Annotated in this window: 19 protein-coding genes and 1 riboswitch; of the genes, 16 read left to right on the forward strand and 3 right to left on the reverse strand. The window is 37.0% G+C overall.

The annotated features are described in order from the left end of the window. The 5 genes from CCK98_RS13990 to CCK98_RS14005 all read left to right on the forward strand — a co-directional run bounded on the left by CCK98_RS13990 (position 1) and on the right by CCK98_RS14005 (position 4,756). Positions 1-1,179, forward strand: a complete 1,179-nt coding sequence (locus CCK98_RS13990; protein WP_256942553.1) for a TniB family NTP-binding protein — start codon at positions 1-3, stop codon at positions 1,177-1,179. Then, entirely contained in the window at positions 1,169-2,521 is a 1,353-nt protein-coding gene (locus CCK98_RS13995) for a TniQ family protein (RefSeq protein WP_088087154.1), read from the forward strand. Before CCK98_RS13990 ends, CCK98_RS13995 begins: the two co-directional genes overlap by 11 nt. 125 nt (positions 2,522-2,646) lie before the next feature. Continuing rightward, the gene (locus CCK98_RS35350) at positions 2,647-2,808 is read left to right on the forward strand and encodes a hypothetical protein (protein ID WP_179195676.1); all 162 of its coding nucleotides are present in this window, start codon (positions 2,647-2,649) and stop codon (positions 2,806-2,808) included. 303 nt (positions 2,809-3,111) lie between these two features. Then, entirely contained in the window at positions 3,112-3,579 is a 468-nt protein-coding gene (locus CCK98_RS14000; RefSeq protein ID WP_088087155.1) for a CoxG family protein, read from the forward strand. A gap of 325 nt (positions 3,580-3,904) precedes the next feature. Further along, complete coding sequence (locus CCK98_RS14005; RefSeq protein ID WP_088087156.1) at positions 3,905-4,756, forward strand: aldo/keto reductase; 852 nt, start codon at positions 3,905-3,907, stop codon at positions 4,754-4,756. A 138-nt stretch (positions 4,757-4,894) separates the two neighbouring features. Here CCK98_RS14005 and CCK98_RS35355 read toward each other — a convergent pair whose 3' ends face one another. Next, a complete protein-coding gene (locus CCK98_RS35355; RefSeq protein WP_179195803.1) occupies positions 4,895-5,050 on the reverse strand; it encodes a hypothetical protein in 156 nt (51 codons plus the stop codon). A 73-nt stretch (positions 5,051-5,123) separates the two neighbouring features. Next, positions 5,124-5,579: a hypothetical protein gene (locus CCK98_RS14010; RefSeq protein WP_088087157.1), complete on the reverse strand. Its 456-nt coding sequence runs from the start codon at positions 5,577-5,579 to the stop codon at positions 5,124-5,126. A gap of 292 nt (positions 5,580-5,871) precedes the next feature. On the opposite strand from CCK98_RS14010, the gene CCK98_RS14015 reads away from it, so the two are divergent. Both CCK98_RS14015 and CCK98_RS14020 read left to right on the forward strand, forming a co-directional pair. Then, positions 5,872-6,414, forward strand: coding sequence for a hypothetical protein (locus tag CCK98_RS14015; RefSeq protein WP_088087158.1), 543 nt, complete (start codon positions 5,872-5,874; stop codon positions 6,412-6,414). A gap of 494 nt (positions 6,415-6,908) precedes the next feature. Next, entirely contained in the window at positions 6,909-7,361 is a 453-nt protein-coding gene (locus CCK98_RS14020) for a hypothetical protein (protein WP_088087159.1), read from the forward strand. 585 nt (positions 7,362-7,946) lie between these two features. Here the strand turns inward: CCK98_RS14020 and CCK98_RS14025 are convergent. Next, positions 7,947-8,075: a hypothetical protein gene (locus tag CCK98_RS14025; RefSeq protein ID WP_088087160.1), complete on the reverse strand. Its 129-nt coding sequence runs from the start codon at positions 8,073-8,075 to the stop codon at positions 7,947-7,949. A gap of 155 nt (positions 8,076-8,230) precedes the next feature. Further along, positions 8,231-8,375: riboswitch (cyclic di-AMP (ydaO/yuaA leader) on the forward strand. A 159-nt stretch (positions 8,376-8,534) separates the two neighbouring features. On the opposite strand from CCK98_RS14025, the gene CCK98_RS14030 reads away from it, so the two are divergent. The 9 genes from CCK98_RS14030 (at position 8,535) to CCK98_RS14070 (ending at position 22,834) form a co-directional block, all read left to right on the forward strand. Continuing rightward, a complete protein-coding gene (locus CCK98_RS14030; RefSeq protein ID WP_088087161.1) occupies positions 8,535-10,361 on the forward strand; it encodes an APC family permease in 1,827 nt (608 codons plus the stop codon). Between the two features lie 364 nt (positions 10,362-10,725). Then, on the forward strand, positions 10,726-12,810 hold the full coding sequence (locus CCK98_RS14035; protein WP_088087162.1) for a glycoside hydrolase family 3 N-terminal domain-containing protein: 2,085 nt from the start codon (positions 10,726-10,728) through the stop codon (positions 12,808-12,810). Between the two features lie 397 nt (positions 12,811-13,207). Beyond that, positions 13,208-14,233: an ROK family protein gene (locus CCK98_RS14040; protein ID WP_088087163.1), complete on the forward strand. Its 1,026-nt coding sequence runs from the start codon at positions 13,208-13,210 to the stop codon at positions 14,231-14,233. Between the two features lie 43 nt (positions 14,234-14,276). Next, complete coding sequence (locus CCK98_RS14045) at positions 14,277-15,509, forward strand: sugar MFS transporter (protein ID WP_088087164.1); 1,233 nt, start codon at positions 14,277-14,279, stop codon at positions 15,507-15,509. Between the two features lie 201 nt (positions 15,510-15,710). Continuing rightward, positions 15,711-16,100, forward strand: coding sequence for a cupredoxin domain-containing protein (locus CCK98_RS14050; protein WP_088087165.1), 390 nt, complete (start codon positions 15,711-15,713; stop codon positions 16,098-16,100). A gap of 377 nt (positions 16,101-16,477) precedes the next feature. Further along, on the forward strand, positions 16,478-17,185 hold the full coding sequence (locus tag CCK98_RS14055; RefSeq protein WP_088087166.1) for a DNA alkylation repair protein: 708 nt from the start codon (positions 16,478-16,480) through the stop codon (positions 17,183-17,185). A 333-nt stretch (positions 17,186-17,518) separates the two neighbouring features. Then, positions 17,519-18,094 (forward strand): hypothetical protein, encoded by a 576-nt coding sequence (locus tag CCK98_RS14060; RefSeq protein WP_088087167.1) that lies wholly within the window; start codon positions 17,519-17,521, stop codon positions 18,092-18,094. A 133-nt stretch (positions 18,095-18,227) separates the two neighbouring features. Then, positions 18,228-19,286, forward strand: a complete 1,059-nt coding sequence (locus CCK98_RS14065; protein WP_088087168.1) for a PrsW family intramembrane metalloprotease — start codon at positions 18,228-18,230, stop codon at positions 19,284-19,286. Positions 19,287-19,651: 365 nt separating this feature from the next. Further along, on the forward strand, positions 19,652-22,834 hold the full coding sequence (locus CCK98_RS14070) for a glycoside hydrolase (protein WP_088087169.1): 3,183 nt from the start codon (positions 19,652-19,654) through the stop codon (positions 22,832-22,834). Positions 22,835-22,950 lie beyond the last annotated feature (116 nt).

Consider the following 22,950-nt stretch of genomic DNA (forward strand, 5'->3'; position numbering starts at 1 on the left):
GTGCTTTTAAACGAGGTAGAGGACGAACGAGTAACATATTTTGCAGAATATATGGTTGCTCACCCAAGCTTACTTAATTCTATTAACGAGGTATATGAATTAGTTTTAGAAGCTAGAATGGATAACAGTACTCAAATTTTTAACGTAATTGGACCTAGTGGAGTCGGAAAGACTACATTAAGTCAGTCACTTGAAAAGAGATTGTTTAAGTTGTTTGAAAAACAAATCATTGAAGATCCAAGTTTTATTCCTTATTTGTTGATAGAAGCAGTTGCTGCAGATTCTGGAGTGTTTAATTGGAAAGACTTTTATGTCAGATGTTTGGCAAAATTAAATGAGACTTTAATTGATAAAAAGGTAGATTACGAAGAATATGATAATAATTTTAGACCCAAAAAGAGAAAGTTTCCTGCGGAAAATGGCTACACAGCACCAGAACTTAGAAGATCACTTGAAAATGCAATTAAGCATAGAAGGACTCAGATAATTATTATAGATGAGGCACAACATATTGCTAAAATGGGTACAGCAAGAAGGTTTCAAGATCAACTGGATACCATTAAATCTTTAGCGAACGTAACGAATGCCGTAATTGTATGTATAGGTACTTATGAGCTTTTAAATTTTGTTAATTTAAGCGGCCAATTAAGTAGACGGAGCGATGAAATTCACTTTCCAAGATATGATATTCGTAATAAAAAGGATCTTGAAATTTTTAGAGCCATTATAACCCACTTCAAGGAACGTATTCAAAAATATTTTTATATCGAAATTGATTTGAACGACGAAGAATATGAAGATTTATTTTTTGAAAGATCACTTGGATTAACTGGAGTATTAAAGGATTGGTTAAAGCGAAGTGTAAGAACCGCAGTTCGTGAATATAAGAGGGAAAAAGAGGAGAATGAAAAACAGGAATTAATAACCTTAAAATTTAAACATATAGAACGTGCCGCTCCTTCAATTAATAAAGTATCTAAAATGTTAGAAGAAATAATAGAAGGAGAATCACGCCTTGAGGAAAAACTAAATACAATTCTCGAAGTAAGAGAGAAATTAGGAATGCCTAAAAAAGAAGCCAAAGAAATTAGTGCTAAGGAAAAATCAAAAGGGAAGAGAAATGACGTAGGTTTAAGGAATCCTAAGAGGGATAAAGTGGGTGTTGGAGATGGTGATTAAATTTGAACCTATTACATTGGAAAAACACGATTCAATTAGTTTTCCTGAAAGGAGTGCATTTTACAGATTAGAAATTATGGGACAAGGGATGGACATTGAAAGTCTTTCTAGTTATATTACAAGACTATGTGAGCAACATTCTATAACAATAGGAGGGCTAATGAAATATATTTCAGAGAATTTCTACCCTACTAGAAGAGTTTGTCATGGTAAATACAAGGTTGGTTCAGCTATTAATAATATTTCTGATAGTGCTGAATTTTTTAGTAGTATCCTTGAAAAATTAACAACAACTCAGGGCCTTAATAATTTAACTTTACTTCCATTTAAGAATATTATTAATACAAAAGATTTAAAAAAAACAATAAACTTGTGCCCCATATGCATAGAGGAAATGGGGGGTTTTGGTAATGTGATTTACGAAAAACTTGTTTGGAATTTGGTTTGTGTAGATATGTGTGAGCTACATGAATGTAGATTAATAAATCAGTGCTTTTATTGTGATGCCCCCTTGTTACCTTTATGCAACTATGCAAGGATAGGTTATTGTGCGAAATGTAAAAAATGGTTGGGGAGAAATGAGTATAGTAAAAACTTTGCATTTAATGAACTTGAATGGAATCGTTTTGTTAATAAAAATCTAAAATTATTATTTTTAATTAATCAAACTGAATTAGAAAGTTATTATGGTAGAAATATTAAAAAGATATTTGAGATTTTAACAAGTTATAATATAAGTATTATAGAAATTAGTAAAAATACAAATATAAATAGACGTACATTAAGAGATTGGAGAATGGGTAAGGGATTTAGTCTAAAGTATTTTTTAAAATTATGTTACTACTTGAATGTTGATCTTGTGGATGTTTTATTTTCTAGAGATTTTAATTTTACACCACATTTAAGTGAAGTACCTATTGAAATTCAGAGTACTAACTCTATTTCTGTAAAATATAATTACGAAAAAATAGAAGAGGAATTGAAAGTTATCCTAAATTTAAACCCGCCAATCTCCTTTAAAGAAACTCATGAAAGACTAGGTTTGAAATATCGAAACAAAGCTTTAAGGAAACTTTTCCCTGAACTTTGCAAGCAAATAATTATTCGTCACGAAGAGTATAGAATTGAAGAGGTAGTAAAAAGGCATGAGTCCATTAAAAGAGAAATTTACGAAGCCATAGAATTATTAGTTTCAGAAGGAAAGTATCCAGCTTATAGAAAAATTGAAAAAAAAATCGGTAGGCCTATTTCTTTAAACCAAGTGTATAGAAACTATATTGAACATACATTACATGAATTATCGATAAAACCAAGAAAAATGCGGAATGTGCGTCCTAAGTGAGGCACATTCTTTTTTGTAGTAAAAAGATCGTTGGCAATTATATGCTTCAAAAAAAGTCTTCTGGCAATATTATGATTCAATTTATATATACTTTGAACCCAAATCCCTAATATTATGGCAATTATATGCTTCAAATAGTGGCAATTTTATGCTTCAAGTTACAAGGGCAGCCGGGTCATCAGACAGCTATTCCAAATGTCTATATGCTCGGTGCCGCAACCTGGCCTGGGCATGGAGTGAATGGCGGATCAGGTTATATTGTTGCGCAGCAGCTACTCTCACAATAAAATATCATTTACTCATTTGAAAAGAGTAAGACCCTATTTCCCGGTGGAAGTAGGTTTTTTATTACAAAAAACAGGAGAATAAGAGATGAATTCCTTATCGTGATAGTTGTGAAAGACAAATTTCTTGGTTTTGCGGCGAGATTAGTTTTTCCTACCGCTTAGATGGCCAATCATAAAAAAGGAATGATAATAAAGAGCAGGTATCTTTTCCTTAAACAGCATATTCAGTTTCTATTAACCATTCACAATCCAATTGAATACATATAATTGATTGTAATTTTTGTGGCAATTGGAGGGGGAACAGTGAAATTCGAGTACGAATACGCATTCGGGCTGCCAAGGAACATTGTTTGGAAATATATCAAGGATGAAAAGGTGCTCCGGAACTCACTCCCTGGTTGTAAGTCTTTTTCAGAAGTGGCCAGAGGTGTATACCAAGCTGAAGTGGAGATAAAAATGGGCCCCATTCAAGATCATTTTGTCCTAGAGATTCGACTCCATGAGAAGAAGCCATCCTCCATCCTTCAATTACAAGTAATTGGAAGTGGTAATATCGGAGAAATTTCCGGTAAAGCTGAACTTTATCTTAAAGATCAACAAAAGGCGACCCAACTAAACTGTATAGCTGAAGCACAGGTAACAGGTGCCCTCGCTTTAGCAGGTCAGCGGGTGTTAGAGGGTGGAGCTAATAAGGGTTTGGAGACGTTTTTTCAAAAAGTAGAAAAGGAAATAAAAAGGAGTCTTTATTATTTGAAAAAAAAGAGCAGGTGAAAAAGGTTCCTTTAGTCGAATCGATCTCTATTCCTGTATCATCATGGTGGGAAATGTAAATGGGCAATAAATTAAACAAGGAGCAGTGGTCTAAGGCCGCTGCTCCTTGTTCTATTTATAGGATTCCTTCAGGCGTTTTATATCCTCTTTAGATGGGCGAAAGTGGTGGCGAGAGGATTAGGCAATGATTTGATAGGAATTGGATATCAGTTGCCTTATCATTTGTTGCATAATAATAAAGTACAATTCCTAGCGGAGTAATTACATTCTTTTAATGAAAATGAATGTCTTAACGAATATTATTATAAAATGGGAGGATTTTTAGATGCAAAAAGTAATCTTAAACAATGGCGTAGAGATGCCTATTCTTGGCTTTGGTGTGTTTCAAATGAATGATCCAAAAGAATGTGAACAAGCCGTTTACGATGCTCTTATGGCAGGCTATCGTCTGATTGATACAGCTGCCTCTTATTTAAATGAAGAAGCAGTGGGTAGAGCAATTAAGCGGAGTGGTGTACCAAGAGAGGAATTGTTCATTACCACAAAACTATGGGTTCAGGATGCTGGTTATGAGAGCACAAAGAAAGCATTCGCAAATTCACTAGAAAGACTGCAATTGGATTATTTAGACTTGTATTTAATACATCAGCCATTTGGTGATGTATACGGTTCTTGGCGTGCGATGGAGGAATTATATCGGGAAGGTAAAATCCAGTCTATCGGAGTGAGTAACTTCCATCCAGACCGCTTGATCGATTTAATCATTCATAATGAAGTGATTCCTGCTGTTAACCAGGTGGAAACACATCCTTTCAACCAGCAAATAGAAAGTGCTCAATTCATGAAAGAGAATCATGTCCAAATACAGTCTTGGGGACCTTTTGCTGAAGGTAAAAATGATATCTTCCAAAATGAATTGTTAGTTTCAATTGCGGAAAAGCATAATCAATCTGTTGCCCAGGTGATTTTACGTTGGCTGACACAAAGAGGAGTCGTTGTCATTCCAAAGTCTGTTCGCAAGGAAAGAATCATCGAAAACTTCAATAACTTTGACTTCGAGTTAAGCCAAGAAGATATGGAGAAGATCTCTACGTTAGACACGAAACAGAGCTTGTTCTTTTCACATAGAGATCCTGAAATGGTGAAATGGATTGGTACAAGGAAACTCGATATTTAATTATACAAAACAACGCTGTCCCACTTTTATATTGGGGCAGCTTTTTTAATTGTGAATCATTGGACTTACGCTAACGGGGGAGTTTACTCCACGGGTGAAAGAGTGAAGGAAAAATAAAAAACCACTCAGAGTGGTTTTTTAATCTTGCATTGCTCCTGCCTCTCGGGAAGTCATTGCACCTTGTCCTTGACTTACATCCTTTTGAATTTCTTGTTTTACTTTTTGTGCATCAGTACCGGCAAATTCCGGTCTCATAATAGAACCCACATTCTCTTTATCTTGTTCCCGTTGCATAGAATTCCTCCGCATTTTATTATTTAACAATCTTATTATTTACAAAAAAACACTCGGTATATCCAGAGGATTTTTACCCCTTTTTTATTAGTCGCCTTACAAACCATACTTGTATAAATAGTATCTCGTATAAGAATGGATAGCATAAAGCTGAATGCCACCATTTCCATCCACCGTGAAAGTGTTCATATCCAGAAAGATAAAAAGAATACTCAAATGCAGTTGAAAATACAGACCACGCAAGGATATAAGTAACCTTGACTTTCCTGGTTCGTTGATAAGGATACCAATTAATCAAAAGAATTGTAGCTGCTGGATAAATACCTAGAATAATAAGGGTAGTTTCCCAATCAATAACCTGTGGTTCAAAGAATCCGTACCAGTCCCATTTATCTGTCCATCTGTCAGTAAATTCTGCTGAGAATAGCCCCCAGAAGATCGAAGCATAATATACAATAGCTTGTAACTTCTTTTTGGTTAATACGGCTACGGTATTAAAGGTCAATACAGAAACATAAAGATACCACATAATCTCCCTCTTTTGTCTGTTGATAAGTATAGGATGTGTTTGTGGTATTTTTTTATTATATATTATGTTTGTTTTTTCTACTCTTTACGAACCTTTCTGACTAAAATGTGGGTACATATATGTTAATAAATTCGAATATTTGGTTATCTGTTATTCCATATCCTTTTTTATATACTCTGTTGTTAAGAATCTAAAATTTATTCGCAGATTAGATAGAAAGAAACAGTATAACGCTGGGAAAAAAGGTTAATTTAATGAAAGGATATCAGATGATGAAGAAAGAGGAGTAAAAATGTACACTCAAATTGACAAAATGGGAAGCAAATTTAATTCAATACAAAGAGATATATGGCTTCATCACGATTTATTTAGTCCTGGATGGTGGGGTATTGTTATCTTTAATGTTTTATGTCTTATTTTGTTCTTATTTTTAATGGACCGTTATAGAAGGTTGTTAATTTCTTTTGCTTTTTTAGTGAATTTTGAAATTGTGGGGCTTGGAAATGAAATAGGCAATAATTTCGATTTTTGGAGTTATCCCCACCAGTTAGTTGTTTTATCACATCGTTTTAATGCGGTAGATTTTGCAGCGGTTCCAGTAATTATGACTTTGACCTATCAATTCTTTAGTAAATGGAAAGCCTATTTTCTCGCTACTATTGTTATATCAGCAATAATTTGTTTCATTGGGGTACCCATATTTGTTTATTTTGGATTGTACAAGTTAGAAAATTGGAACTATTTTTATTCTTTTTTAGTTACAGTTTTAATGTTAATAATATCTAAGTTAATCATTGAATTTGTAAGAAATAATGCGAAAAGATATTCACATTAAAATCTTATGTAGTTGTTTTTTCATGTTCAACTCCCATGAAGATTTAAAAAGCACAAAACCCAAAAAAGAGCAAAACAAAATAGACCCAGTAAAAATGCTTTTTAAAAAAGGCTAAGCCTTCTGACTGGTCATTATTGAGTTGACAGGTTAATATACTTCAATACTGTATAGAAATAAGGCTAAAAAGCTATGAACTAAGAGAAGAGAAAACTTAATAAGCCATTAATCGATTAGATGATATCATTGCAGTAATTCAAAATAAAAACTTTACGTTGCGAACCATTTGCAAGATATTTTTCTTAAGGAATCAAACTCTGATAAAGAAAAATTTTTATTGGACGTTAATAGCGACCATTCATATTTTAATAAAAAAATGGCTTGTGTTTAATCTAGGACGTCAATTCTTTACTAATCCATTGATTTGTATCTTTATGTTAACTAATACAATTTCATGAATAACATAATAATACCTCGATGAAGGAGTGTTTAGGAATATGGATTTTCAAGGAGAGGACCTTGTCATTGCAGGAAAATGGATACTGGGTGTTGGCTCACTAATTGATGCAATCGGGCAAACACAGCAAAGTTTATCGGGGAGCGACCAGGGTAAAGATTTAATCGCAAAAGGAAATGGAATTGAAGCTTTCGGAAATTCCTTACAAGCCATCGGGAGAACTAAGTTGTTAACACCAAAGAGGGAACTATCACAAATATATACCATCTTAGGTGCCTGGCTTCAGGCTGCTGGTAACACTACGAATGCAGTTGGTGTAGATATTGAAATATACGGTCCTGAAGAGGAAGGAACAGTGATAGATACCCTTGGTAGCGGAATACAAGGCCTTGGTGCAGCATTTGAAGCTGTAGGTGCAACCCTTTTAGAAGAATCGGACTATAGGACACTTACAATATTTGGAGGTGGTTTCATTTCTTTGGCGCTTTTTTAGGATCGATCGGTAATATCTATGTTTTAAACAAAAAAAATGTAATAGGGGAACAAATTTTATTGGTTGGCAGCTGGTTTCAAGTTCTGGGTTCATTTTTGTTAATTAATGCCGTTACCATTGAGTTCGAACACAAGCCACCTTTAAAACCTGAAAACGACTATTCTTATCCCTATTCTTATAATTCCTTCTCTAATATTGAAGAGATGTACTCAAAATAAAGGGTGCAATACTAGAAGTTCCAGCTGCCATTTTTGGCAGTTTTTCTTGTTGTGCTATCGGGGGAGGTTAGTGCAAGAAGGACTTTAGGGAATGCTAAAGAAAACTTCAAATATACAAATTGAATCAAGGTGAGTAAATGAAAAATAAATTGAAACCTATTTTGATAGCAATAATCACAATACTCGCTGTATTTATGGCTGGTAAATATGAAAGGGAAATCTTTGTTTGAGAAATCCCTTATTGTTCTTCTATATTATATTTCTTCAGCTAACGGTCAGGTTAGTGTATAAGCAGAGGACAACAAAAAAACCGCTTTAATGCGGTTTATAGATTCAATATTTAAGTTATACCGTCTTAGCGTGCAATTTAATCAATATCATTGTTGGTAGGCTCTACATATTGTTCATTTGTAGGACCTCCAAATTGTTTGTTAATCTCCTTAGCTAATTCATCTAAAAAGTCATCAGATAAAAAGGGACTATTTTCTTTGAACATATAATTCCTCATTTCCGTGTGGAATTTTAAAATATTCTACGAGGTTGAAATAAAATCTTTATTACTAACATTACCACTGACCTAAAGTTTTAATCTTTTTACATAAATTTCATTTACTTTTGCTATTTACAGGAGTAATATAATCACAGTTTCAAATTCTTAAGTCGCTGAAACCATATGGTACGGGGGAACCATTTTTGTGGGTTGTTATTTAATCCACGGGGTGAATCCTTTTAAGGTAGGGCTACTCAATGGTCCGAATCCGACAGCTAACCTCGTAAGCGTTAAATGAGAAGGAAGGTGGAGCTTGTGACACAAGATAAATGACGTGTCTACAGGTCTATTTACTATGGCTTGTAGGCACTTTTTTTATTTATATAAAAAAATTGTTTTTTTTGTGGAAATTACTGTTTAAAGGGTAATATAAAACTATTAACACTATTGGGTGGTGAGTATTTAATGATTTCAGCCTTAAAAAGGTTTTTAATTGGACGTCCTTTAAAATCCAATGAATTAGGAGAACAGAAACTTAACAAAACGAAGGCATTAGCTATCCTTTCATCTGATGCTCTATCATCGGTTGCATATGGTCCTGAACAAATACTGATAGTTTTAGTTACAGTTGGTGCAGCTGCATTTTGGTATTCAATTCCTATCGCAGTTGGTGTATTAATACTTTTAACAGCTCTTATCTTGTCTTATAGGCAAATCATCTTCGCGTATCCTCACGGTGGGGGAGCATATGTGGTTTCAAAAAATAACTTAGGTGTAAATCCTGGCTTAATAGCTGGAGGCTCTCTATTGGTAGACTACATACTAACTGTTGCTGTAAGTGTGTCTGCTGGTACTGACGCGATAACATCTGCCTTTCCGACCTTACATAAATTTAATGTCGAAATTGCGATTGTATTCGTCATTTTAATTACAATTTTAAATTTAAGAGGAGTAACGGAGTCCGCATCAATTTTAGCCTACCCCGTGTACTTGTTCGTATTAGCGTTGTTCATATTAATTGGTGTGGGAATTTATAATATTCTAACAGGAGGAGTTTCGCCTGAATTACATCCCCCAATTGGTACACCTGTTACCGGAATCAGTTTGTTTATACTTTTAAGGGCGTTTGCCTCGGGAAGTTCCGCCTTAACTGGGGTTGAAGCTATATCCAATGCAATTCCTAACTTCAAAGATCCCGGACCTAATAATGCTTCCAAAACGTTAATGATGATGGGCGCATTACTTGCCATATTATTTTCAGGAATTATTTATTTAGCCTATTATTATGGGATTACGCCAAGCGCAGAGGTAACCGTTGTATCACAGATTGCTGAGGAGACTTTCGGACGGAATTTCATGTACTTTTTTATTCAAGGTACTACAGCATTAATTTTAATCCTTGCTGCAAATACTGGTTATTCTGCTTTCCCATTACTGGCAGTTAATCTTGCAAAAGATAAGTTTATTCCAAGGATGTTTCTTGTTAGAGGAGACCGATTGGGATACTCAAATGGCATTATCATACTTGCCATCACTTCAATCATTTTAATTATTGCTTTTCAGGCAGAAACAGAGCATCTAATTCCTCTTTATGCTGTTGGTGTGTTTATTCCATTTACCTTGTCCCAAACCGGAATGATCGTTAAATGGATTCGCGAGAAGCCTCAGGGGTGGCTTCCAAAACTAATCATAAATGCAATAGGGGCCTTTATTAGCTTTATTGTGTCAATGATGTTCTTTTTAACTAAATTCACTCAAGTATGGTCGGTTTTAGTTTTTTTACCAATTATTCTTTTTGTTTTCTACCGAATTAGAAAGCATTATGAAGCAGTCGGTGCCCAGCTTAGCCTTACAACTTGTGAACCATTGATGCCAATTGAAGGAAATGTACTAATAGTTCCTGTTGCTGGCATGACTAATGTGGTAGCGAATTCGATCAACTATGCAAAATCACTTTCTCAAGATCAAATTATTGCAGTATATGTCTCCTTTGAAAGAGATGACGAGAAAAACTTTGAAGAAAAATGGAAGAAGTGGCAACCAGATGTAAGACTGGTGACGCTTCACTCGCATTACAGAAGTATCATTAATCCTCTTACCAAATTTGTTGATACTATTGAACATAAAGCTAGTGAATCGAATTACCGAGTCACAGTAATCATCCCACAATTTATTACAAAGAAAGGTTGGCACAATATTCTGCATAATCAATCAAGTTTACTGATTCGGGCCTTCTTACTGTTTCGGAGAAATGTAATTATCACGACTGTTCCTTATCATTTAAAAAAATAAAGACTATAAAAAATATCAATTCTTTCAGGCAGCTCTACTTTATTTAGAGTTGCCTTTTATTTTAGACAAAAAATACATAACTCCAACATAAAAAATTTTGATTTTATTGTAGTAGGATCTCCAAAACTGTCACTTTTTTACTAAACTATCCTACCCCGTTATTTGAAGAAGAAAAAAAAGACCTTCGATGTTGAAGAATCGCACCCGCAAGTGCCTTTATTAGCAGAAAAGAGCCTTCATTTTTCCACAATTCTTTCGTTTTGCCTCGAGTTGAGAGGATAATTTTTTCTAATAAAGAAAAAATTAGGTAGAAAAGGGAGACTAAAACATCAACCAACATGAATGATTGAATTGAGGGAAATGGATGAATTTGAAACGAAGAAAGGTTCTCACTTATTTAATTACAATGGTTTTATCTTTTCTTTTTATCATACCTTCGGTGGATGCCCAAAATGTTAACCCAGAGGTCTTGGTACGAGTAAAAGAAACACTTACTGTCAATGGAAAAGTATTTAAAGATTTAAATTCAAATGGAAAACTTGATGATTATGAAAACTGGGAGTTACCAATAGAAAAGCGAGTTGCTGATCTTGTATCCCAAATGACACTTGAGGAAAAAGCCGGCCTAATGATTATACCTGAATTTCATGAAATTGAAGGGTCAATGATGGAACAGCCGAATAATATGATTGATCAACATGCACGTTATTTTGTTTATCGTAAGACATCTAGTGCTGATGTTATTGCCAATACAAATAATATACTGCAAGAAAGGACTGAGGGAACAAGATTAGGAATACCGGCAGTCCTTATTTCAAATCCCCGAAACCATTTCACTATGATCGCAGATATTACAGATTTAAAAAAAGTAGAAGATTACTATGTACCCGCAAAAGATGGTCCTGGTCATTTTTCCATATGGCCAGATTCCTTAGGACTCGCTGCAACCAGAGACCTTGATTTGGTTAGAGAATTTGCTCAAATTGCACGAAAAGAATGGACATCTTCTGGTCTTCGTAAAATGTATGGCTACAATGCTGATGTTGCAACACAACCGTTATGGCCAAGGATCTTAGAAACATTTGGAGAAAGTCCTAAACTTGTGTCAGATATAAACTATTCGTTAATCAAAGGTTTTCAAGGTGAAGAACTTGACAAAAACAGTGTTTCTTTGACTACAAAGCATTTTCCTGGTGGGGGATCAAGATATTTGGGGAAAGATCCGCATTTTGAGGAAGGAAATTTTAATATTTATCCAACAACAGGTAGCTTGCAAAAGTATCATCTGCCACCGTTTAAAGCAGCCATTGAAGCTGGAACAACTTCAATACTACCTTACTATGCATATCCAAGTAATAAAAGTGCAAATCAAGGGCTTCCTCCCTATAACGAAAAACAGCAATTTGAAGAAGTCGGTTTTATTTTTAACAAAGCTTTTTTAACCGACATATTGCGCGAGAAACTTGGTTTTATAGGATATGTCAACTCAGATATGGGGGCAATAATTGATATGGCATGGGGTGCTAAACAATTGTCGAAGGAAGAAAGAATTGCTAAAGCATTGGAAGCTGGAGCAAATATTTTTTCCGGACAGAATGATACACAGCCATTAATAAATGCAGTAGAACAAGGTTTGGTAAGTGAGGAGAAAATCAATCGGTCCGTGGCATATTTGCTCACCGAAATGATGGATTTAGGTTTATTTGAAAACCCCTATGTGGAACCGAAAAGGGCACTTCAAGTGGTAAATAATCCGGAATCAAAAGAAAAGGCAGACTTAGCCCATCGGAAGTCTATTGTCTTATTACGCAATGATCAGAATCTTTTGCCCCTAAATGATAAAAAAATAAAAGATTTGAAACTTTATGTCGAGTCGTTCCCAGCTGGTGTACAGAATGCAAATACGATTGCATTTAAAGAAACCATTCAGAAATATGATCCGGGCATCACTTTGACGGATCATTTGGAAGAAGCCACACATGCACTTGTTTGGATAACTCCCAAACAAGATCTTCTTTCAAAGCAACCATTGATTTCCATAGGATCGAATACGCATATTTATAATAAAAATCGGATGATCAAAATACAGAAAACTGTACCGACTATTACTGCCATCAACTTTAGTAGTCCTTGGCTGATTCAAGAAATTGAACCGAATGCTGCAGCTGTCATTGGAACGTTCGGAGTGAAAACGGAAGCTTTAATTGATGTGATTCGTGGGAAATTTAATCCGACGGGGAAACTGCCTCTAACAATTCCAGCAAATCAGGAAGCCGTGGCAAACGACAAGATGGACGTACCAGGCTTTGATGAGGCCCCTTCCTATGCATACCAAGCAAAATCTGGTGACAAGTATCGTTACGGTTTTGGACTATCCTATAATACAGAGCATAAGGAAGCAAAGTCCGGCGGTATCGGTGAATTCTTGAGTAGAATTTTCAAAAATTAAAAAGAAGTGGACCAAAAGGCATGATCAAGGCTATCTCAAAAGTAATTAAAAATGAATCTTACATTCGATGTAATAAATAATAATTGCAAAACACGGCATGTTGATAAAAAGGGTAAAACAAAAAGTTATATCCTAAAAAAATTAAATGCTTATTAAACTAAATTGCTCGTTAGCCATTCATGCAGCACTGATTTTTGCGCTTCATGGATGGCTAACGAGTGCTAGCGCTCAAAGAAGGGTCGCTTGTATACAGAGCCATTCCATTAAAGATCTCCATTGTTTCCGGTAAAATGATATGCTATATTATTAACATGACTTATTAAAGAGATTTAATAAGTTTTTGATCGATACTTATTAAAGTTCTTTAATAAGTGCATTCTAATAGGCGGTGACCCTTATGAACACGACTCCAAAATCGATAGGGAAGGAAATCCTTCGCGGTATTCGTAAATCTCTTTTAGAACTTGGGAGTGCAACAAAAGTTGAACTTAGCGATAAATTAGGAATTAGTTTTCCTACCATAAGTAAATTCTTAACCCAGATGGAAAAGGATGGTGAACTGATTCCAGTCGGTCTTGATGATTCGAGTGGAGGAAGAAGGGCAAAAAGATATACATATAATCCAGAGTATATGTTAGGTTTGGCAATCTTTTTAGAGAGGACAGAGACAAATTATATTGTCTTTAACTGTTTAGGTGAAGTGAAGGATGTTGGAAAAACCTCAAGTCTCTTAGTAGATGTAAATTTACGATTATTAACCTACTGTGTTGAAGAGATAAGGGGGAAATATCCAAAAATAAGTTGTGTATCCATTGGTGTACCTGGTTCCGTAGATAATGGACGGATTATTTATATACCAGGGTATGAACACCTTCAAAACTTAGATTTGAAGGGATATTTGGAAAGTCGTTTCTCAATACCTGTTGTAATCGAGAACGATATGAATGCGGCGGTGCTTGGATATCACGATAGTAAGGGAAATAAGAAAGATAAATCCCTTGTTTATTTATATTCAGGTCAAAATGGTCCAGGTGCTGGAATTATGGTCAATGGAGTCGTGGTACGAGGCAGTACTAATTTTTCAGGAGAGGTGTCATTTGTTCCACAGTACGATAACCAAAACTTTGGCCAGGCTTTGCAAAATGAAAAAAGGACTAAGGGAGCATTTATATGTGAGGAATATGAGATTGACGCCATTAGCAGATTAGTAGCTTCCTTTGTATCTATTATTAATCCTTATACCATTATTTTTTGCGATGATGAAGTCAACCAATTTATCCTAGACCAAATTTTAGACCGAAGTTCAAAGTATATTCCAGCAGAGCATCTTCCAGAACTGATAATGAGTGATTGGAAACAAGATTATTTATTTGGATTACAAAGTCTTGGTCTTGATCTCATGATCACCGGAATAAACAACTAAGACAAATCAATACCTATTATAAAAATTTAAAGGCGGGGTTATATTGGCTACATTCTTTTTAGTAATTATCTACATGGCTTTTATCAGCTTGGGTTTACCTGATTCATTGTTGGGAGTGTCATGGTCTTTGATGCAATCGGAACTTGGAGCTCACTTTGAGACAGCCGGATTGCTTTTTATGACAATCGCTGGGGGAACGATCATTTCCAGTTTTGCTAGTGGAGTTGTACTTAAACGCTTCGGAACTGGCATTGTCACATTTTTCAGTTGTTTAATGACTGCAGGAGCACTGCTTGGGTTTTATTTTGCTCCTTCGCTTTTTTGGCTATTTATTTGTGCCATACCACTTGGATTAGGTGCAGGTGCCGTTGATTCGGGATTAAACAATTATGTAGCGACACATTACAAAGCACACCACATGAGTTGGCTTCATTGTTTTTGGGGAGTTGGGGCTACACTTGGTCCCGTAATTATGGCTCAGTTTATTTCAGGGCAACATTCTTGGAGAAACGGGTATCTTGCCATCGCTGGTCTGCAGTTTGCATTAGTTGTCATTCTTTTCTTCACTTTGCCTTTATGGAATAAGGTTAGAGGAAACAGCATTGTGAACTCAACTAATAAGACAGAAAATACAGATGATGGATTATATGGAGCAGGAGCTAAAAATCGAAAACCTTTGCAAATTAGGGGAGTTAAGCTAGCTTTGATATCTTTCTTGTTTTATTGTGGTGCAGAGTCAACTATGGGACTTTGGGGAAGTAGTTTCCTGATAAATGTTAAAGAATTATCCGTAGATGCAGCGGCAAAGTGGGTTTCCTTGTATTACGCGGGTATCACAATCGGAAGATTTATTACAGGCTTTATTACCTTGAAAATGAGTAACCGTATGCTTATTCGGGTGGGGCAAATAATAGCATTAACTGGTGCCGCATTCCTACTCCTACCTTTGCCTTCCACTTTCTCGCTTGTCGGCTTTATTATGGTTGGATTAGGATTGGCACCGATATTTCCGTGTATGTTGCATGAAACGCCAACACGATTTGGGCAGGAACATTCCCAAACAATCATGGGGTATCAAATGGCCATTGCTTATACAGGTAGTACGTTCCTGCCGCCTCTTCTTGGTTTCATTGCAGTACACTCGTCAATTGGAATCTTCCCATTTGTCATTGCAGGTTTTATTGCAATAATGCTCTTGGGTTCCGAAAAATTAAATATCAAATTGAATAGAAACAATTTATTAAGTGTAAAAAAGAAAAACTCCACAGTAAATTAATGTATAAATGCTGGTGTATTAGGATTACGAAGAACAACTAGACTGGAAACATATTGTAGAAGATCGTCATTAGCGTCGATCTTTTTTCTTTGTCGCTGTTTCAGATAAAAGATTTACTAATTGAAGTATTGGAACCCAATTTATAGTGATAATATTTTATGAATTGGAAAACAATAGTGCTTAGGAAAGGAGGGATTGAGAATGTATGTGAAAAAGTGGTTAACTGGATTGGTCGTTATGTTTGCGATGATTGTTGTGATGACAACTCCAGGCTCACTCGATGTATTCGCTGAATCCGGCGTCGTAACACAGCCTGTTGAGACAGTGAAAGCGATAGAGGTCGAGTTGCTCGATGATTCCTTTAATCCGAGAGTCATCACGATTCCGAATGGAATTACGACAACGCTGATTTTGAAAAACCAAGGTAAGAAAGAGCACACCTTCACAGTGGAAAAGCTCAGTATTGACACCGAAGTCCAGCCGGGAAAAGAAAAAACCATTACCGTGAAACCGAATAGTCCCGGTACATATGACCTGATATGTAGGTACCATTTCCAGGAAGGTATGGCTGGAAAAGTAATTGTCAAATAACAAGCAGGGCCAATCGGCCTTGCTTGTTTAATAGGCAAGACTGGAATGATTCACATTTTTCGTTTTAAAGACAGCCAGTTTATCGAACTGGCTGTTTTTGCTCATTTTTTAACCTTGCGACAGAGATTTTCTGTCAACTGCCTACGGTTGTTTTTCTAACCATCTATGTTTAACCAAAATTTTGAATTGTGGTGTTTTTTGCGAAGTATACAGGTGTCCTTTTTTAATCTAAAAACACATACTAGTAGCCTTACTCTATTCACTTCGCTTAATTCATAGTAAAATTTATTAAAATGGTGTAATTGATTTGCATGATCAAAAGGATAAAAAGTAGGATAGTTCATTTTAATGGATGAAAAGGAAGGAAGGGCAAAACGATGGATTTCGAAATGGTTATGCAGGAACTCGAAACGCTTAGCAAGGAACGAATGAAAAAGACTTACATAAGCAATGGTGCACACGAGCCGGTTTTTGGGGTAGCTACAGGTGCCATGAAGCCGCTCGCAAAGAAAATCAAGAAAAATCAGCCTTTAGCCGATCAGCTTTACGCCACCGGGAACTACGATGCCATGTATTTTGCAGGCATCATTGCGGACCCAATGGTAATGACTGAGGCTGATTTTGAGCGTTGGATGGATGGGGCGTATTTTTATATGCTTTCCGATTATGTGGTTGCTGTAACGTTGGCTGAAACTGATATTGCGCAAGATGTTGCCGATAAATGGATTGCAAGTGGGGAAGAACTTAAAATGTCGGCAGGCTGGAGCTGTTACTGCTGGCTTTTGGGTAATCGACCGGATAGTGAATTTAGCGCCAGCAAGATTGCCAGTATGCTTGATCAGGTGGAAAATATGATTCACGATTCTCCTGAACGAACAAAATCCGCTATGAATAATTTTATCTACACAGTCGGAATTTCCTATTTGCCGCTCCATGATAAGTCGGTTGAAACTGCAAAGGCAGTAGGCCCAGTAGAAATCAAGCGGGACAAGAAAAAAAGCAGTATTCTGCTTGCTTCCGAAAATATTCAAAAGGAAATTGATCGAGGGAAACTTGGTTTCAAACGCAAATATGTAAGGTGTTAGCATAGTTTGTAGTGTAACTTCTCTAACTGGGAATGAGAGCTCCATACATGATGTAGAAGCTTTAAAACAATAAAATAAAAATGGCTTAGTATTCACTGTACTGAGCCATTTTTTTATGACGAAAATCTTAAGCAAAAATTCGATATCATTAAGGCTGCATTTCGAATACACGACAAATTATTCATTCTATTATGGGACTATATAATTAAAAACCATGAAAGGTGAGGAATTTTGAAAGAATTAGCAGGATTTTTGATTTAAATAAAGGAATATATTCTATATAATTTCGAATTATTCATCAATTCTATCAAGATATGAAAGAGGGTATCCGATATGAATGAAAATTTCTTTGCTGATTATAAAAACTATATTGTTGTACCGGAAGATGAAAAACAAGTTGGAAATGAAGTATTTGATCCCAAAAATTTTGAAGCCTTTTATATACTAACATTGTCCATTTTTGATTCCCGTTTATCGACCTGGAAAGATGCAAGTAAATTTGAAATTGATGTTGAAAAAAGTATCAAAATAGTCCTGAGGGATTTCAATCAAATGGAGCGTAAGAAGTACCATCTTCAATTACTAGAATTTGATAAGTATAAAAACTATTTTATCTTGGCCCTTTCTTCTAAAACAAAATTTAATCCAGTGGAAGAAAAGGATCGTATTAATGATCTCATTGATAAAAAAGTAACGAATTCATTTTATGTTGGGCAAAATTGGTTCAACCTCATTGGTGATAAAGGAAGAGTTGCCCGTAAACTCTTTTGCTACTCCTTTAAGGAATATTTGGCCCAGGACCAAAACCATTTAAAAAGGGAAGAAAAATACGAAAACATCAGTGAATTCATCCCTAAAAAAGGAGAAATGAAGCTGATTAAAAGCTCGCTGAAAAAGGATATTCTCTAACTGCACAGGTAACCGGTGACTTGCCTTGGCAGGTGCGGATTTTTGTGGATAGAACGTGTATTCAAATATTTTACCTATTATTGGGCATCCTCTATTTGAGGATGTTTTTGCTAACCAAGAGGGGTGAAATTTTTTGAAATGCCCGCAATGTGTTTATACCAATCCAGATGGAGTGAAGTTCTGCCTAAGCTGCGGAGAAAAGTTTTTTAAAAATAACACACAAGAGGATGAAAATAGCTTTTTTTATGAGTTTGCCCATTACGTTGATATGGTCCCAAGATTCCAACGATCGATTGAACCAAAATTTCAAAACATATTTTCGCGTGTTTTCCGTAATCATAGTGAACTGGAAGCGGACCGGCTGTTTATCGTAGGAACTGCGCTTACGACACCAAAAATTTCGGAAGTGAAAGACACTTGGCCAAAACCATGGCTTTTTGCAAGGGTATTCATCATTTCGCTTCTTGCATTCGTAGGCTTTTATATAGGTGTGAGCTATTTTAGAAATGTGAACTTTATACCCGGACTCATTATTGTTGGTGCTTTTGCTGTTCCGTTTACAACGTTAATCTTCTTCTGGGAGATGAATGCTCCGCAAAATATTGCCTTTTATCGAGTGATATACGTCGTGATGATCGGTGGGATTCTCTCCATGTTAGTCGCACTTGTATTTTTCGATATATTGAAAAACAATATCAATCCGATAACGATTGGAATTGCTGAGGAACTTGCCAAAGCAATTACGGTCATTACGTTTGTTCGATACCGAAAATATAGATATATTCTAAACGGCCTTCTCATTGGTGCTGCAGTTGGAGCCGGTTTTGCCGCGTTTGAAACAGCTGGATATGCTCTAAGGGCACTGCTTTCTGGGGATGGTGCAACTCTCTACAACACGATCCTATGGAGAGGGATCTTTGCACCCGGCGGCCATATTGCCTGGGCAGCACTGACTGGTGCAGCATTCTGTAGAGTACAAGGAGACCATCCATTTAATCTTAACATGCTATTCCGCTTTAGGTTTTTACGCGTCTTTATCTTAGTGGTTCTGATGCATGCATTATGGGACACTCCTATAACAGGAATGTTCCCCTTCGGACAGATTTTTCTAATGCTAGCTTCATGGGTAGTTGTCTTCCTGCTCATCCGTGCTGGCCTTAAGGAAATTGGAGAAAGAAAAATAAATGTTTAAGGAGCAGAGGAGAGTTCTTCTGTTTCTTTTTTTATATTAAGCAAATGTCTTTGTAGTCCCTAAGTCCTATTTTATATAGGAACAATGAACTAAAATTATCCTTTCATATTGACAGCATCCATGGCAAATTTTATATTAATACTCAAGATAAGTATTCAGAATTAACAGACATCTATTTCAAATAGAAACCGGTTTCTATTTGAAAAAATAACAGCACGTATCCTTACTTAAAATTTATTCATACAAAACTACTAGATATATTTTTTTTCGCTAATATAGAAACCGGTTTCTATACCAACAAATTTAGGAGGTAATCATAAAAGTAACTGTCTCAATCTAGGAAAATAGTAAAAGGGGGATATAACATGGTAAAAGCTAATTTTAAACAAATGGCTAAAAAGATTTTAACATGCGGTTCGGCCACGGCCCTTACCCTAAGTTTGCTCGCACCTGCAGCACCTGTAGCAATTGCCGCCGAAGAAGCCCAATCGAACACTGTAACAGAGAAGGTGAAATTAGACCCAAGTTATCAACAGGCACCATTTGATGGCTGGGGAACAGCACTTGTATGGTTTGCTAATATTACGGGAGGCTGGCCGGATGAAGTAAAAAATCAATTAGCCGATGCCCTTTATGGCAAGGATGGACTTAATTTTAATATTGCTCGATATAATATAGGCGGTGGTGATTCACCAGAGACCACTCCGTACATGCGTCTTGGCGGAGCAGTCCCAGGTTATTGGAATCGGCCGGCCGAATTTGGACCGCCCAATGGTAACACAGCAGGCTGGACAGAGCCGAAGAATTGGTGGGACCCTAAAAACCCTGACCATTGGAACTGGAGCGCTGATGCCAACCAGCAATGGTGGCTGAAAGCAGCTAAGTCTAGAGGGGCTGATACGTTTGAAGCCTTTTCAAATTCGGCACCATACTTTATGACGCAAAGTGGATACGTATCCGGAAACTGGGATGCAAACAAAGATAACCTGAAGCCTGATCAATACACGAATTTTGCCAGCTATTTAACGGGAGTTGTGGACCATTTACAGCAAGAAACAGGGATTAAATTTAAAACGCTTTCACCGGTAAATGAACCCAATACTAACTATTGGGGAGCCAAAGGCAGACAGGAAGGATCACACTGGGCACCGGCATCACAAGCGAAAATGATTAATGAGGTGAAAACACAATTAACCGAAAAAGGTTTGAATACCGTTGTCTCGTCAATGGACGAAACCAATCCATCAAAATTCCGATCCAATTGGGATGCCTACAATACGGAAACCCGCAATAATATTGGACAGTTGAATGTACATACGTACGGAACGGGAGAAAGAAATGGTGCCAGAGATATTGCCAAGGGTGCGGGAAAAAAACTATGGATGTCCGAGGTTGATCTAAGTGTCGGCGGCCAGAATCATGAGGACATCAAGCCAGGGATTGCTATATCAGAAAGAATCCAGGCGGATATCCAGCAGCTCGAGCCGGAAGCATGGGTGCTTTGGCAAGCAGTTGAAGATGAAGTAAACATGAGGCCTGAGCATGAAAATGGCAACTGGGGTTTGATTCAGGTTGATTTTGCCGCAAAGGATTTCAGCAATTTTAAAATATACAAAAATAAAAAATACTACGCAGTGGGCAACTACAGTAAATTTATCCGCCCTGGCGACCAGTTTATCAACACAAACAACCAAAATACCTTGGCCGCCATTGATGCGAAAGATGACTCCGTTGTCGTCGTTTATACCAATTCAACTGCGGAACAAAAAGTAGTCAACTTAGACTTATCTGGATTTGAAACGATAAATGGTACAGCATCGGCAACGCCATATGTAACATCGGCCACCGATAATTTGCAGAAAAAAGAAGACATCAAGGTAAAGGATGAAAAATTAGCAGCGGTGGTTCCCGCACAATCGATTACAACATTCGTCGTATCCGGTGTTTCTGGAGTCAACAAGGATGCCGGATTCTTAAATAATCATGATAAATACAAAATTAGCAATCTAAATAGTGGAAAGGTCCTGGATATCACTCAGGATGGCAAGATTGTGCAAAAATCCTATGACCGCGATAAAGCGAGCCAGCAATGGAGCCTTCAAAAAGTGACCAATGGATACAGCTCCAAGGAATTATATAAAATCGTCGACACCAACAGTGGCAAAGTAATTGGTGTAGAAAATGGGTCCGCTGTGGAACAAACCTATCAAAACACTGTCAGCCAAAAGTGGATGTTATCCACCTCAGGCAATCAGCAATACACTTTCATTAACGCAGCAAACGGTCAGCTGCTGGAAGTTGGCGGCGCGTCAACAATAGAAGATGCTGGTGTGGACGTCTGGTCAGCGAATGCTGGAAAGAATCAGAGTTGGAAAATCGACAAGTCCGGAATTGTAGAAATTGAGCCTGCCAATGTCGTTGTCACGAAGAAAAAAATCGCACCGGAACTGCCACAGGAGATAACTGCTATTTACGGTGACGGGATAAAAGTGCAAAAAGCGGTCCAATGGGAGCCGGTTGTACCTGATCAATATGACAGGGAAACCTTTTTTACCGTGAAGGGCACGGTAGAAGGAACGAACATCCCAGCAGTTGCCAATGTTACCGTCAGCAAAGTGGAAAGTGTCGAACCAATTAAAGTGAAAACTGTTCCAGGTAAAGCGCCGGAACTGCCTGAATTTGTTCCTGCTAAACTTAAAATCGGTACAGAAGGAAACGTACGTGTGAATTGGGAAACAATTGACCCAAGCAAGTATGAAACGCTTGCCAAATTTACCGTAAAAGGCTCGATTCCGTATAGTCCGGTTAAATTAACTGCCAATGTGCAAGTCACCAAACCGGCATTGCAGAACATTGCCTTAAACCTTCCAGGCTCTGATCAGGAGTTTCCAAAGGCAACCGCTTCCTTTACAGGACAGTATGATAAAGCCGCAAATGTTAACGATGGTGAAATCTCTTCCATTCGCTGGACGAATTGGGATCCAAACAGCTGGAGGTCAGAAGATTGGGTAGCAATTGATTTTGGGAGTGAAGATACGATTTCTACACTCGATTTGCATTTTTATGATGATGGGGGTGGAACGAGACCACCAGCATCCCTACAGCTTGAGTACTGGGATGGTACCGAATGGAAGGCCATCGATGGTACCCAATTAGATGTGAATGCGAAAAAGGACTTAACGGTGAATTTTGCACCAGTAACCACATCGAAGGTCCGAGTGGTGATGAAAGCGATGCCGAATACATGCATTGCGATTTCGGAAATTGAGGTATTTGGAAAAGGAGATGTCACGAAGGCTGAACCAAGCATTGGCGATGATGCAACACTTGAGAGCATCTTAATCGATGGGAAGCCGCTAAAGGATTTCCAACCTGACCAATTTACTTATGATGTGAAGGAAAAAGCATCGAATTCTCCTGTTGTTACTGCAGTAACCAACGACCTATTTGCCTCTTATCAGGTATCTGAAGTAGAGGACGCTGCTGTGATCACAGTAAAATCGGAGGATGGGCTCCGGACTGAAACCTATACGGTTAAATTTAGATAATCCAATTGGTCATAGTTGAGGATGCTGTAGTCCACAACTATGACTTTTTATTGCCATTTTTTCCCCCGCCTTCACGTTCACCCTATCGACTACCATCTTTCTATTAAAATAGATTA

The organism is Bacillus sp. OV166, from assembly GCF_900177675.1.
In the GTDB taxonomy this organism is placed as follows: Bacteria; Bacillota; Bacilli; order Bacillales; family Cytobacillaceae; genus Neobacillus.

Coding starts and splice junctions, on each gene's coding strand:
- CCK98_RS14035 (WP_088087162.1), top strand. CDS start 10,726: ATGAATTTGAAACGAAGAAAGGTTCTCACTTATTTAATTACAATGGTT.
- CCK98_RS14055 (WP_088087166.1), top strand. CDS start 16,478: ATGGATTTCGAAATGGTTATGCAGGAACTCGAAACGCTTAGCAAGGAA.
- CCK98_RS14015 (WP_088087158.1), top strand. CDS start 5,872: ATGTACACTCAAATTGACAAAATGGGAAGCAAATTTAATTCAATACAA.
- CCK98_RS35355 (WP_179195803.1), bottom strand. CDS start 5,050: ATGCAACGGGAACAAGATAAAGAGAATGTGGGTTCTATTATGAGACCG.
- CCK98_RS14040 (WP_088087163.1), top strand. CDS start 13,208: ATGAACACGACTCCAAAATCGATAGGGAAGGAAATCCTTCGCGGTATT.
- CCK98_RS14050 (WP_088087165.1), top strand. CDS start 15,711: ATGTATGTGAAAAAGTGGTTAACTGGATTGGTCGTTATGTTTGCGATG.
- CCK98_RS35350 (WP_179195676.1), top strand. CDS start 2,647: ATGCTTCAAATAGTGGCAATTTTATGCTTCAAGTTACAAGGGCAGCCG.
- CCK98_RS14020 (WP_088087159.1), top strand. CDS start 6,909: ATGGATTTTCAAGGAGAGGACCTTGTCATTGCAGGAAAATGGATACTG.
- CCK98_RS14030 (WP_088087161.1), top strand. CDS start 8,535: ATGATTTCAGCCTTAAAAAGGTTTTTAATTGGACGTCCTTTAAAATCC.
- CCK98_RS14010 (WP_088087157.1), bottom strand. CDS start 5,579: ATGTGGTATCTTTATGTTTCTGTATTGACCTTTAATACCGTAGCCGTA.
- CCK98_RS13995 (WP_088087154.1), top strand. CDS start 1,169: ATGGTGATTAAATTTGAACCTATTACATTGGAAAAACACGATTCAATT.
- CCK98_RS14070 (WP_088087169.1), top strand. CDS start 19,652: ATGGTAAAAGCTAATTTTAAACAAATGGCTAAAAAGATTTTAACATGC.
- CCK98_RS14025 (WP_088087160.1), bottom strand. CDS start 8,075: ATGTTCAAAGAAAATAGTCCCTTTTTATCTGATGACTTTTTAGATGAA.
- CCK98_RS14060 (WP_088087167.1), top strand. CDS start 17,519: ATGAATGAAAATTTCTTTGCTGATTATAAAAACTATATTGTTGTACCG.
- CCK98_RS14005 (WP_088087156.1), top strand. CDS start 3,905: ATGCAAAAAGTAATCTTAAACAATGGCGTAGAGATGCCTATTCTTGGC.